The organism is Bradyrhizobium nitroreducens (assembly GCF_002776695.1).
Classification (GTDB): Bacteria; Pseudomonadota; Alphaproteobacteria; order Rhizobiales; family Xanthobacteraceae; genus Bradyrhizobium; species Bradyrhizobium nitroreducens.
This window is the reverse complement of sequence record NZ_LFJC01000003.1, coordinates 1785269-1799021: the sequence shown is the minus strand read 5'-3', so window position 1 is coordinate 1799021 and position 13753 is coordinate 1785269. Positions and strand designations below refer to the sequence as shown.

10 protein-coding genes and 1 pseudogene are annotated in these 13753 nt (G+C 57.3%); all 11 read left to right on the top strand.

Features of this window, described 5'->3' with window-relative positions; translation table 11 throughout:
• Positions 1-446: 446 nt before the first annotated feature.
• Entirely contained in the window at positions 447-1388 is a 942-nt protein-coding gene (locus tag TSA1_RS08950; protein ID WP_100176035.1) for an ABC transporter permease, read from the top strand.
• Complete coding sequence (locus TSA1_RS39605) at positions 1385-2308, top strand: ABC transporter permease (RefSeq protein ID WP_245448168.1); 924 nt, start codon at positions 1385-1387, stop codon at positions 2306-2308. The genes TSA1_RS08950 and TSA1_RS39605 overlap by 4 nt, the downstream gene beginning before the upstream one ends.
• 6 nt (positions 2309-2314) lie before the next feature.
• Positions 2315-3304, top strand: a complete 990-nt coding sequence (locus TSA1_RS39600; protein ID WP_100176034.1) for an ABC transporter ATP-binding protein — start codon at positions 2315-2317, stop codon at positions 3302-3304.
• Entirely contained in the window at positions 3301-4326 is a 1026-nt protein-coding gene (locus tag TSA1_RS08935; protein WP_100176033.1) for an ABC transporter ATP-binding protein, read from the top strand. Before TSA1_RS39600 ends, TSA1_RS08935 begins: the two co-directional genes overlap by 4 nt.
• 438 nt (positions 4327-4764) lie before the next feature.
• Positions 4765-5520 carry a helix-turn-helix domain-containing protein gene (locus TSA1_RS41035; protein ID WP_100176032.1) on the top strand — a complete coding sequence of 252 codons (756 nt, stop codon included), beginning with the start codon at positions 4765-4767 and terminating at the stop codon, positions 5518-5520.
• Positions 5517-7139: an ABC transporter substrate-binding protein gene (locus tag TSA1_RS08925; RefSeq protein ID WP_210421888.1), complete on the top strand. Its 1623-nt coding sequence runs from the start codon at positions 5517-5519 to the stop codon at positions 7137-7139. Before TSA1_RS41035 ends, TSA1_RS08925 begins: the two co-directional genes overlap by 4 nt.
• 45 nt (positions 7140-7184) lie before the next feature.
• On the top strand, positions 7185-8780 hold the full coding sequence (locus tag TSA1_RS08920; RefSeq protein ID WP_100176031.1) for a gamma-glutamyltransferase family protein: 1596 nt from the start codon (positions 7185-7187) through the stop codon (positions 8778-8780).
• Positions 8781-8849: 69 nt separating this feature from the next.
• Positions 8850-10016 carry a M20 aminoacylase family protein gene (locus TSA1_RS08915; protein ID WP_100176030.1) on the top strand — a complete coding sequence of 389 codons (1167 nt, stop codon included), beginning with the start codon at positions 8850-8852 and terminating at the stop codon, positions 10014-10016.
• Between the two features lie 580 nt (positions 10017-10596).
• Positions 10597-10866 (top strand): 3'-5' exonuclease, encoded by a 270-nt coding sequence (locus TSA1_RS08910; RefSeq protein ID WP_100176029.1) that lies wholly within the window; start codon positions 10597-10599, stop codon positions 10864-10866.
• 791 nt (positions 10867-11657) lie between these two features.
• Positions 11658-13253, top strand: coding sequence for a group II intron reverse transcriptase/maturase (gene ltrA, locus TSA1_RS08905; RefSeq protein WP_245448166.1), 1596 nt, complete (start codon positions 11658-11660; stop codon positions 13251-13253).
• A 62-nt stretch (positions 13254-13315) separates the two neighbouring features.
• Positions 13316-13595 (top strand): annotated as a pseudogene (locus TSA1_RS41120) (GMC family oxidoreductase N-terminal domain-containing protein); the annotation flags it as partial.
• Between the last annotated feature and the right edge of the window lie 158 nt (positions 13596-13753).

Sequence of the window (13753 nt, the reverse complement as noted above, 5' to 3'; positions counted from 1 at the left end):
GAGATGGCTGTCGATACGCGTTGATGGGGCCCTCGATGACAGACGTGTTGTCGATCTTGTTCTCAAGCGAATCGTGGCTAATCGTCACCTCGAAAAGGACTGGCCGCCGGGAACCGCTCAGTTCCAACGCTCCGCTCTTCACTCCGAGCCATGAACGCTCCTCAACCGAACAGATGGCTCGGGTTCATCCCAGCTTCGCGGTGACGATGGGCGGTTCACGCTCACGACGTCGCCTATAAAATCATCCTGTCAGCAATTTTCTAGTCAGAAAAATATTCTTGCAATGGAAGAATCGTCATCTATGGTGATGGCAACCCGCATAATCAAAGTTGAGACGTCACAATCTAGCTTCAAACATTTGGGCCGTGGGCTCAGGCCAACTGCTCTCACGATCCGAGCTCAACATAGAGCGTCTTTAAGTGGCGCATTTGACTGAGGTTGCTGGAATGCTTGCACTTGCTGCCAGGCGCATTATCGCCACTGTCATTGTCATGGCGGTTGTTGCGTTGTTCGTCTTCAGTCTCCTCTACCTTGCGCCAGGGGATCCGGCCGCCGTCATCGCTGGCGATCAAGCGACGCCCGCCGACATCGCGCGCATTCGACAGAGCCTCGGCCTAGATCGACCGTTCTTCATTCGGTTCGGTGAATGGTTCTGGCGCATTCTTCAGGGAGACCTCGGTAGATCGATCTTTACGGGATCGCCCGTGAGCGAACTGATCGGTCAGCGCCTCGGACCGACCATTTCGCTGATGGTTCTGACCGTTGCCTTCGCCGTCGCAATCGCCGTTCCGGCCGGCGTATTCGCCGCATCGAAGGCAGGAACCTGGGTCGATAACTGCTTCATGAGCCTTGCCGTATTCGGCTTCTCGGTGCCCGTCTTCGTGATCGGATATGTGTTGGCATATGTCTTCGCGCTTCAGTTGGAATGGTTCCCGGTGCAGGGATACACGGCCTTGGCGGACGGTGTTTGGCCTTGGTTTCAGAGTCTTGTCTTGCCTTCGATCACGCTCGGCTGCGTCTACATGGCATTAATCGCTCGCATCACGCGCGCCTCAATGCTTGAGGTCCTGCAGCAAGAGTACATCCGGACGGCTCGCTCGAAGGGAGCCGCAGAACTGGATATCCTTTTTGTTCACGCCTTGAAGAACGCCGCGGTGCCAATCATCACGATTGTTGGCATTGGCATCGCTTTGCTGATTGGCGGTGCAGTCGTCACGGAGAGCGTTTTTGCGATCCCGGGGTTAGGTCGCCTGACTGTCGATGCGATAATGCGACGCGACTATCCGGTCATTCAAGGGGTCGTTCTGCTTTTTAGTTTCGTTTACGTGCTGATCAACCTGCTCATCGACCTTGCGTACACTCTGCTCGACCCGAGGATCCGCTATTGAGTACCATCGAAGTGCATTCGCCGATCGACCCAAGCAAGCTGGCAGTCGTCCATCCGTTGCCGGATGTCCTGGAGCCGCGAAAGAGCCGTCGACTCCTAATCGGCTTCTTCATGGGTCATCCCGCCATTGCTGTCGGAGCGTTACTTCTGCTTCTCATGTTCTGCATTGCGATTCTTTCGCCTTATCTCGGCACGATGGATCCTACGCAGCTTGCGACTTGGAAGCGGACCCGACCGCCTTCGGCGGTAAACTGGTTCGGTACCGATATGCTTGGCCGGGATATCTACTCGCGTGTTCTCTACGGTGCGCGGATCTCACTAGTTGTTGGGTTCTCAGTTGCGTTTTGCGCTTCCGTAGTGGGGTTGGCAGTCGGATTGGTTTCGGGAATGGTACGATGGACCGACGGCATTATCATGCGAGCTATCGACGGTATGATGTCCGTTCCACCGATCCTGCTGGCGATAACATTGATGGCGCTCACTCGGGGCAGTGTGGGCAACGTTGTGCTCGCGATTACGATCGCGGAGATGCCGCGTGTTGCCCGTCTGGTGCGCGGGGTCGTGCTTCAATTGCGCGAGCAACCATTCGTCGAGGCGGCGATCACTGCCGGAACCAATATGCCGCTGATCATCATCCGGCACGTCCTACCCAACACGCTCGCGCCGATGACCGTCCAGGCAACTTATATCTGCGCAAGTGCGATGATCATCGAGGCGATATTATCCTTTATCGGGGCTGGCGTGCCGCCCGTCACTCCATCTTGGGGCAATATCATGGCGGAAGGCCGATCCCTCTGGCAGGTCAAGCCATACATCGTGATGTTTCCTGCCTTCTTCCTGTCTCTCACAGTCCTGGCCGTAAACCTCCTCGGGGACGGGCTACGCGATGCGCTTGATCCACGCTTGGCCAAAAGGGTTTGATCGGCAATGGCGCTTCTTGAAGTTGAAGATCTACAGACGCACTTCCGTACACCCGACGGGATAAATCGATCGGTCGACGGTGTGACCTTCTCGATTGAGTCTGGCCAGACGCTTGCTCTCGTCGGAGAATCTGGCTGCGGCAAGTCGGTAACAGCCATGTCCATCCTGCGTTTGATTCCAGAGCCGCCGGGAAAGATGGCAGGCAAAATCCGCTTCATGGGCAGAAACCTCCTTGATCTTTCCGACAAGGAAATGCGGGGCATCCGCGGCAACGATATTTCGATGATCTTCCAGGAGCCAATGAATAGTTTGAACCCGGTGCTTACTATTGGCCGCCAGATCGGAGAGACGTTGCGGCTCCACCAGGGACTTAGCCAGAAAGAAGCCGAGCAGCGCGCAGTGGACATGCTTTCGAGGGTTGGCATTCCCGAGCCGACCCGACGCGTGGGCGAATATCCCCACCAGCTGTCGGGGGGCATGCGGCAGCGGGTGATGATTGCCATCGCACTGGCTTGCAACCCTAAACTATTGATTGCGGACGAACCGACGACCGCCCTCGATGTGACAATTCAGGCTCAGATTCTTGACCTGGTGCGCGATCTCAAGACCGATATCGGTGCCGCGATCCTGTTGATCACACATGATCTTGGGGTGGTTGCTGAAGTAGCCGATCGAGTGATCGTCATGTACGCGGGGCGAAAAATGGAGGAGGCCTCCGTCCCTGAACTTTTCGCGAATCCGAAGCACCCGTACACTGAAGGTCTGCTTGGAGCCATTCCGAGGCTTGGGTCCTCCTTGCGTGGAGCGACTGCCCGTTTGTCCGAAATTCCGGGGATGGTTCCGAATCTCAAGAAACAAATCGATGGCTGCTTGTTCTCCGAGCGTTGTTACAAGGCGACGGACATCTGTCGGAAAATCGCGCCCGGGCTTGAGGAAAAGGCGCCAGGCCATGTGGCAGCCTGCCATTACGCGAGTAAGGAGATGGTCCCGGCATGAGCCCTTTGCTCGAGGTGAATGGTCTAAAGAAGCATTACAGTCTCGGACGGCCCCTTTTCGGTCACTCGCGCGAATATGTGCACGCAGTTGACGGCGTATCGTTTCATATCGACAAGGCCGAGACGCTGTCGCTAGTCGGAGAGTCTGGCTGTGGCAAGTCTACGGTGGGCCGGGCGGTCTTGCGCTTATTCCCAATTACGGCAGGCGAAGTACGCCTTGGCGGTGAACGTATCGACAATCTCTCCGCGGGACGTTTACGGAATATGCGCCGCAAGGTTCAGGTCGTATTTCAGGATCCCGTTTCCAGTCTAAATCCGCGAATGCGCGTACGAAATATTCTCGCGGAGCCTATCAAGAATTTTGGCCTTGTCAGGAGCCGCGCGGGTCTCAATGCGCGCTTAGATGACTTGATGAAGAAGGTCGGGTTGCCAGCGGACGCCTTAAATCGCTGGCCGCACGAGTTCTCAGGTGGTCAGCGTCAGCGAATCGGCATTGCCAGGGCGCTGGCGGCAGATCCTGAGTTGATTGTCTGCGATGAAGCAGTGTCTGCGCTGGATGTTTCGGTCAAGGCCCAGATCGTCAACCTCTTGCAGGACCTGCAGAGGGAGCTCGGTCTCGCTCTTCTGTTTATCAGTCATGACCTCGCGGTTGTGGAGCACATGACTCACAGGGTCGCGGTTATGTATCTCGGGAAGATTGTAGAACTAGCCCCGCGGCACGAACTCTTCGCGCGTCCGCGGCATCCATACACGGTCGCTCTCCTTTCGGCCGTTCCAATTCCTGACCCTAAAGCCAAGCGAAGTCGGATCATCTTGAAGGGTGACGTACCAAGCCCAATCAATCCGCCGAAGGGCTGCCGATTCAACACGCGCTGCCCCTTTGTTTTCGATCGATGCCGGTCCGAAGAGCCGGAGCTTCGTCCGGTGGAGGAGGGCCATCTCGCAGCCTGCCATTTAAATGATCAGCCCGTTTCCGAAAGCCAGTTACGCGGCGTGGAGGCGATGGCTCGGAGGATATGGTGAAGGTTCGAGCCCTCGTCCCTTTAGTCGTAGGTCCATCTATCCGGTCTGCTTTAAGCGACCTTGTCGGCACGAGGAGCTTAATGCCTGGGCACGGGTGTGATGCATGCCGAGCAGATCAAGCTAAGGCGGAAAGACCCTTAGTGTGCAGTGCCGAGTGGGCGCCGGTGTTTGTCCGCGTTCGATGCAACTACCGCGGTCGGCTTAATCTCGCGTCAGAAAGGGTTTTCCTAACTAGAAAATTACACTTGCATCCAGAAATATGGCGCCTAAAGTCTATCGTGGACGAAAGCGCTGGTAATCGAGGTTTGATGATTGCGGTGTGGTTCTTGAGGCACGCGATGCGAGCTGCCAACGGACAGAAGCGGCGGTATTGCTAGTTTGAGAGGAGCTCGCCGTTGGCTGTCCAACTTATGCTTCCGATCAATCGGAGACCGTTAGATGCTTGCGTATTCCAAAAAGACCAGGGCGCGAAATAGAATATTGGCCGGTCTCGGTTTATCTGAGCTGGCATCCTTGAGTGCGTTTCTAGAGCCTGTCGATCTACGAGAGCGCATGGTGTTGCAAGAGCCGAAGAGGCGAATGGAACACGTCTACTTCGTAGAGTCGGGCCTTGTTTCGTTGAGAACCGTTGCTGCAGGGACCATCCTGGAAACCGCGGTTGTGGGGTACAGAGGCGCTGTAGGAGCTTCGATCCTCTTGGGCGAATACTTCCCTACGCGTCAGTCGATCGTGCTTCTTCCAGGAACCGCACTCCGCATTCATTTCGACAATTTGCGTCGCGTTATGAACGAATGTGCGCAGGTCCAAGAATATATCGGGAGATATGCAAGAGCGCTTGATTTGCACAACGCTCAAGCCGGACTTTGTGGCGTTCGCCACCGTCACGAACAGCGCCTGGCATGTTGGCTTTGCTTGGCGAGCGACGCACTTGATAATCATATTCTCCCCGTTACCCATGACTATCTTTCACATGCCTTGGGCCTGCGTCGACCGGGCGTAACAGAAGCGCTCATCCGCTTTGAGGATCAGGGCCTAATCCGAAAGAGGAGGGGGGTGCTACACATCGATGACCACATCGGGCTACGGCAGAAGGCCTGTAGTTGTTATGGAATCATCGCTGACGCATATGCTCCCCTCGAGCGCCCAGCGGAAGACGTGCACCAATCCGAAGTGTCTGACGGCCAATTTCAATGAGCAACAAGATGAACAGTCGTGACAAGAAATCCATGAGTTCAATAAGCCGCCGGTCATTTGTGGCGAGTGCTGCCGCGACGCTCTTGGCGCGGCCGGCGCTTAGTCGATCGGCGGATTCGCGCACGCTGCGCCTGGTGCCACAAGCTGATCTGGCCAATCTCGATCCAATCTGGACACCGGCTGCGGTCACCAATACACATGGGTATACGATCTTTGATACGCTCTATGCATTTGATGAGCGCTTGCAGATCAAGCCGCAGATGGCGGAAGGCCACGAAGTTTCAGATGATCAGCTCACGTGGACAATTCGGCTACGTCCGGGGCTGAAGTTTCACGACGGCGAACCCGTGCGTGCGCGGGATTGTGTGGCCAGCCTCATCAGATGGAGCAAGCGAGATGCCTTTGGCCAGATGCTCTCAAAATGCGTCGATGCATGGGAGCATTCTGATGACCGCACCGTCCGTATAAAGCTTGCGAAACCATTTCCGCGTTTGCTCGACGGGATAGGAAAGCGGGCCCTGTACACCCCCTTCATTATGCCCGAACGGTTGGCGCTGACTGATCCCAACAAGCAGGTTACGGAGATGGTTGGTTCCGGACCCTATCGTTTCCTGAGAGACGAATGGTCGGTTGGGAACCGCGCTGCGTATGCGCGCTTTGAGGGGTATATCCCGCGCGACGAGCCGGCCAGTCTTCTGTCGGGCGGGAAGCGTGCCGCATTCGAACGTATCGAGTGGCAAATTATCCCTGATGCGTCTACGGCGGTAGCCGCGCTCGCGAAAGGTGAAGTCGACTGGGTCGAACAGACTTTGCCGGATCTAAATCCGGTTCTAGCGAGGAATAGAAACGTTTATGTTGAGCAGTTGGATCAGTACGGCCTGATTTCATTTCTGAGGTTCAATACGCTTACGGCCCCGTTCAACAACGGGAAGCTTCGACACGCTCTGCTTGGAGCCATCGATCAGACCGCGTACATGGAAGCGGTCACGGGCGGCAATCTTAAGTGGCGTGCTTGTGCTTCGATGTTCCCATGTGGAATGCCGTTCTCGAACGAACTCGGCGCGCAATTTCTACGATCTCCCCCGGATCTGAACAAGGCGCGCGAGGCCGTCAAGGCTTCCGGATACGCGGGTGAACGAGTGGTAATTATGAGCCCCAGCGATTTTCCATCTATTGGGCCGCTGGCGGACGTTACGGCGGACGCCTTCTCGAAGGTAGGGCTCAATGTTGATCTGCAGGTTATGGATTGGGGCACCCTGGTTCAGAGACGTACTTCCAAGGCTCCGGTCGAATCTGGGGGATGGAGCATCTTTCATAGCTGGGCACCTGCCGTGAACATGATGAATCCTGTTCTAAACGACTACACCCGAGGGCTTGGCGCTGGTGGGTATTTTGGTTGGTATGAAAATGCCGAAATCGAGAAGCTGGTCGGCGATTGGATGACAGCAGTTACTGATCAGGCGCGTCAGTCCGTTTTCGATGCCATTCAGACGCAAACATGGGAGGCCCCTCCGACAATTCTACTCGGTCAGTACTTTCCGACCACCGCCCTGAGGGCAGATCTTGCCGGTCGTATTCCCGTGACCAGTCCTCTCCCCTGGAACATTCACAGAATCTAATCGGAACTGGCCGGCCTACCAACTGAGAGTTGTTTGAGGATTGAAATGGACGGAAGACAACCGATTATCGCATCCATGAATGGCATGGTAGCTGCTGCCCATCCATTGGCCGCGCAAGCCGGCGCGGAAGTACTGTCCCGCGGTGGAAATGCATTTGATGCGGCCGTTGCAACTGCGGCGGCACTTAACGTGGTCGAACCGGGAATGTCCGGACTAGCGGGACAGGGTGTTGCGACCTGTTTTGTGGCCGCGGAGCGGCGCGTCAGGACGTTGAATTTTGTGACGCATATCCCGAAGAGGTTTCCTGAGGGCGTCTACAAACACCGCGACGAATTCCTAAAAGGCGCTCATGCGCCGGGGGTGCCGGGAAATCTTGCAGGTTGGTGTGAACTGCTCAAGGCGTACGGCACGGTCTCGATCGCGGAGGCGTTCAAACCTGCCATTCGGCTCGCACGTAATGGCTATCCTCTCATCGAGATGAGCGTCTTTCACATCAACCGAGCAGTGCTCAAGCTCCGCGATTGTTCGTTTTTCGGTGATTGGAATGACACATTCACCGAGGGAAGGGGGGAGGTCGGCCTGCATCAGGTTTTGCGCCTCCCTCATCTGGCCGATACGCTAGAGTCAATCGCCGTGAAGGGCCCTGACCACTTCTATCGCGGTGTGCTTGGCGAACGTGTCGTCAGGTATCTTGGCTCTTACGGAGGCTACCTCACCATGGAGGACCTCGATGAAGTGCAGCCTGAGTGGAGCGATCCAATTTCCGGGCGCTATCGTCACTTGACAATTCACACCCTTCCTCCTCCAAGCGAGGCATTTCAGCTTCTTTTGACCATGGGAATCCTAGAGGGCTTCGACATCGCGGGCATGGAGCCGAACGGTGTTGAACATCTAGACACGGTCTGGCGTGCGATTCGCGTTGCGGCTGCCGAACGCATCCATAACAACAAGCCAGATCCTGCCAGATTGCGTGAGCTGCTCGCTGCTAACAACGTCGAGCGCCTTCGGGCGCTTGTGAAGAAACCAGGAATTATCGAAGGGCCCACCGAGCAGTGGCTGCCACGTCCGCCAAATCATAATAAAGAGAACACCACGTCTTTCTCTGTGGCCGACGTCCAAGGAAATATGGTCTGCGTAACTCAGAGCTTGGGAGATCTCTTTGGATGCGGCGTAGTGATCGGCCAGACCGGTATATGTATGAATGACTTTCTCCACTGGGCTGAGACTGATCTACGTGGAGGGAACCCTCTTCGTCCCGGCAATAAATTGGCGTTTCCCACGGCGCCGACCATAAGCACCCTGAATGAAAAGCCTGTTCTAGCTCTCGGCACGCCCGGCAGTCACGGGATTCTGCAGACGCAGCCACAGGCGCTGGTTCAGTACGTAGACTTCAATCGTAGCCTCCAACGGGCTATCGAAGAGCCTCGGGCCCGATTGTTTGACGGTCGGATGGTGAACCCCGAGAGCCGTATATCCGCTTCGACATTCAATGAACTCGCTCGCAGAGGGCATATCATCCAAGAAACCCCGCCTTGGACATTGTTGGTTGGCGGGATGCAGGCAATTTCACTGAACCCCGACACGGGTGTCTTTGTCGGAGGTGCTGACCCGCGTCGCGAAGGATATGTGGCAATAGCTTGAACGCAGGACACAAGCAGTTCACCAACCTGTTCTTCATTCCTATGTCTCAGAAGCGAATCGAAGTTTGCAATGAATACCAGCGCTATCGGAATCGACGCCCAAGTTGCGGAATCACTCGACGAATTCGTCGCCATTAGGCGTGATCTGCATCGGCACCCCGAACTGGCATTTCGCGAGCATCGTACGAGCGCAATCATAGCTCAACGACTGGCAGACTATGGCTACGAAGTCACGAGGGGAATGGCCGAAACTGGCGTCGTCGGCGTCCTGCGCAAGGGCGGAGGTGAGAGAAAGCTGGCATTGCGAGCGGACATCGACGCGCTACCGATTAGTGAGCGAACCGGCTTGGACTACGCAAGTCAAAATGCAGGTGTAATGCATGCATGCGGTCACGACGGACATACGGTCATTCTACTTGCTGCGGCGAAAGCGCTCTCTCGTCTCGAGTTCTCTGGTGTTTTGACGCTGATCTTTCAGCCTGCAGAAGAGATCGGAGCTGGTGCTCACAAACTTCTCTCCGAAGGATTGTTCGATCGTTTTCCGGTAGACGCAATCTTCGGGCTTCATAATTGGCCCGGAGAAACACTGGGACATTTCGGCTTCGTGGCCGGGCCCGCCATGGCCGCCATTGACCGGGCCATCGTGCGGATAATCGGTCGAGGTGGACATGGCGCCTCTCCGCACGAAGTCATCGATCCGATCGTTGCTGCTTCCAGCGTCGTGCTCGCGTTACAAAGTATCGTTTCCAGGAATATTGATCCTAGGGAAGCGGCTGTCGTGAGCGTTGGATCCATACAAGGGGGCGAGGCATCCAATGTCATACCCGACGCGGTTGAACTCAAGCTCACCATTCGCAGCTTCAATCCAAAAGTTCGCGAACGGTTGGAGGAGCGCATACGTGAGCTGGTGTCGTCGCAGGCCGAAAGCTACGGTGCGAAGGCCGAGATCGAATATACCCGCGGCTTTCCGGCTGTGGTCAATCATCCAACTGAAACAGCTTTAGTTCACGATATCGCTCTTGCTAAATTCGGCAAGGAATGCGTCGCAAGCGACTTCAGCGCACGCATGGCAAGCGAAGACTTCGCTCACTATCTCATGGCACGCCCAGGCAGCTTCGTTTTCGCCGGCAATGGCGACAGTGCGCCGCTTCACAACGCGGCCTATAACTTCAATGATGCGCTCATCGCACCGGCAGCAAGTCTTTGGGTGCACTTGGCTCGCTCTTTCCTGTCCTAAGTCTTGGCTTGGAAGACGCCGATGGCCTGCGGCGAACATTGCTACTGCTGATGCGAATATCGGCCGACAGCAGATGAGCTGGTGCAACAAAAAGGCCGCCGGTGGTCCGGCGGCCAAGTCAAAGGAGGAGCGTCGTTAGCAACAGTAGTAACGCCACCACACGAAGTCGCTATCGCACTGCGATGCAGATTTCAGATTAGTCGCTACAACACTGTTTCCGCCGCACGCCCGCGCAGTTAACAGTATCGACAAGGCGCGGGAAAGCGAGAGCTCTGTACGATACGGACGTATCTCATCGAATTCCGCAATAGTTGCTCGCTTGCCTCAGTTTTGTTCGATGCGAACCGCGGCGCGATCGCAACGTCGGACCATCCGCCTTTGAGTTTGGTGAAACTTCGGACGCTATGCCAGCGAGCGCGAGGAACGCGATTTGTCCGCCACGCTTATGGCATTTCTGAACGCCTCGATTGGCAGCGCCGAGACCACTCGTGCTTGGTCACAGCGCGTTTCCCACGACCTCATCACGCCATAGAGAGCTATCGTCCGTAACTCCGAACCAGAATGGGACGTCTGCGCGACGATGGCCGCCAACACAGATCCGGCGCAAAACCTCGATCCGCCGCTCGCTCATTCCCCCGGCCGCATCGAGGGGGCGGGGCGCGTCAGCCTCAGAACGCTCCACAGCGCGAAGGGTAGGGAGTTCGATCTGGTTATCATGTATGGTGTCAACGCAAGCGACATCCCGAGCGCGCGACAAGCGCACTCCTGCCAGTCTTCGCGAGGCAAGGAGCCTATTCTGTGTCGGTGTAACACGGCCGAAAAACACCTCAGCTTGATCTATTGTGAATAGGCGCCCTTTGGGTGCCGATCGGGGGTCCCAGTCCAACGCCGATTGACACTCCGCCGCCCGGAGATGCTGGGTCCGAGCATGCGGCCGTGTGGCTCGATCTCGACGTGTAACCATGGTCCCATTGAGCGCTGTTCTCCAGAGAACAACCGCAACGAAATCGCAACGAATTGGGTGAAGCGACCGTGAACAAAGGGGGATGGGAGCGACTGCTACACCAAGAAATATCAATAACTCAGAAGATTCTTATTGAGTTCGGGACGCAGGGAACTTGTTCACGGTTGTTTGCCCTCGGTCAGATCGCCACCCGAACGGAATGTCGGTGTCGGTGGTTGCGCCTCCCCGATTTGAAGTGCGTCAGGAGAAGCTCATGATGTCTAGCGGATGAAAGTTCTGCCGAGGTAGGTCTTAGCCAGACGCCTCGTAGCGAGTCTTGGGTCCGAACCGGTAACGGCAGGACTAAGCGTAGACAGCAAGCGTGCAGGGTGTGTATTGGGCCACGTAATGGGATCGTCGCGGTCGCCGAGGCTGCTTCAAAAGTCGAAGGCAACACCGGGATCTGCGCTAAAGGCGAGCAGGTTCTGGGCCGCCGGGGTCGGAGACCACATCACGCGCGCACAGAAATCATGGGAACCTGGGAAACCCTGTCGTGTGCTCCGGCTCGTCACTGGAGGGGGAATTGGCCGAGCGAAAAGCAGAGGCTGTTCCTCAGGCACGGCAGGGTGGCGGATCGGGGCGTAGTACTGTTGATGGCGGCGAAGGCAACGAGTCGACCGGAGGGAAGGCCCCGACTGATGGGAAACTCCGGTGAGCAGGCACGGGACCGGACACAGGGCCGGGTCATCCTGTCAGCCAATCTCACCAGGGTGAATGAGGCGGCCAAACGGTCGCGCCAGACCAGGTTCACGGCGCTGCTGCACCACGTTGACGTCGCTGCGCTCGAGAGGGCGTATCGACGGCTGCGGCGGCAGGCGGCGCCCGGGGTAGACGGGGTGACAGTGGAATCCTACGGGCAAGACCTCGAAGGTAATCTTCGCGATCTAGCCGACAGGGTCCATGGCGGCCGTTATCGGCCGTTGCCGGTTCGCCGGACGTACATCCCAAAGGCTGACGGCGGTCAGCGGCCTCTCGGCATCCTCGCGCTGGAAGATAAAATCGTCCAGGGCGCGGTGGCGGAGGTCCTGAGCGCCATCTATGAAGCCGACTTCCTCGATTGCTCCTTTGGCTTCCGACCCAGGCGCAGTGCTCATCAGGCGCTGCGGGTGGTGCGCGAAGCCATCACAACGGAGCCAGTGAACTGGGTTCTCGATGCCGACATCCGTAGATACTTTGACAGCGTTGACCACGACTGGCTGCTGCGGATGCTGGCGCACAGGATTGCCGACCGGAGAGTGCTGCGGCTGATTGGCCAATGGCTCCGCGCCGGCATCCTGGAGGGTGGCGTGTACGCCGATACGGTGGAAGGAACGCCCCAGGGCGCGGGCATCAGCCCGCTGCTCGCCAACATCTTCCTGCATTATGTGCTCGATCTCTGGGTGGAGCAGTGGAAGCGGAGGCATGCGACCGGTCAGGTACGGCTGGTCCGGTATGCCGACGACTACTTGCTCCTGTTCCAGCGACGGCAGGATGCGGAGACGATGACGGCGGCCTTGGCGGAGCGACTGGCCAAGTTCGGTCTTCATCTCCATGAGGACAAGACGCGGCTGATCGAGTTCGGACGGTTTGCTGAAGAAAACCGTCGGCGCAAGGGCAGGGCACGGCCGGAGGTGTTCGACTTCTTGGGCTTTACGCATTACTGCGGCAAGACCAGAGACGGACGCTTTCTCCTCTGCCAGAAGACCCAAAGGAAGCGGATGATCCGCAAGCTGAAGGAGCTGCGTCAGGAGATGAGGCGACGGATGCACCAACGGCTCCGCGACCAGCACAGGTGGCTGGCTGCGGTGCTGAGCGGGCACTACGCCTACTTCGGCATCTCTGGCAATAGCACCTGCCTCGGTCGCTTCCGTCTTCAGGTAATGAAGGCATGGCGGCGGGTCCTGCTACGGCGAAGCCAACGGCCGAAGCTGTCGTGGGAGCGGTTCAACGCGATCCTGAAGGTCTTCCCGATACCGATCGGGCATGTACGCGACTGGCGTCACCAAATGGCGAAATCAAGTTACTCGTCAGAGGAGCCGGATGCGGGAAAGCTGCACGTCCGGATCTGTGAGGGGGGCGTCGAGCGATCGACGCCTCTACTCGACCCTATCGATCCATGGCCTTGTAGTCCCAGTTGGCCCAGCAAAGTCGGAGTAGTGCGTGTTCAGATATCAGGCAGTGCAGCGACAATGATCGTGCGACGAATGCCCAGTTTCGGCCAGATAAGCCCAGTGGTGCGACCAGTAAGTCATTGATTGTTCTCTACCGGTCGCTGACTCTTAATCAGCGGGTCCCAGGTTCGAGCCCTGGTGCGCCCACCATTGTCACCCACGCGCAAGCCAGCAAGGTGGCTTTCGACGGTCGCGTCGCCACCGGCGTCGAGTGGATCAGCAAGGGACAAGTCCACAAAGCGACGGCTGATCGTGAGGTCATCCTGTCAGATGGCGCGCTGCAGTCGCCGCAGATCCCTTCAGCTTTCCGGCGTCGGTCCGGCCGAGCTGCTGCGCAAGCTCGGCATTCCCGTCATTGCCGATTCTCCTGATGTCGGCGCCGATCTACAGGACCATTATCAGGCCCGGCTGATCGTCCGCCTGAAGGGCTGCCACGAGATCACGCCGGTGGCACTGAGGTGGGGCGTCGAAAGGAATGTCCAACGTCAGCGCGTGAGAGACCTGGCTCAGGCTCGGGATCGCAGCAGCGAGCGCGCCGCTGAGCAGTCCGACGACGATGGCGACCAGCACGAGGCCGGTCTCGC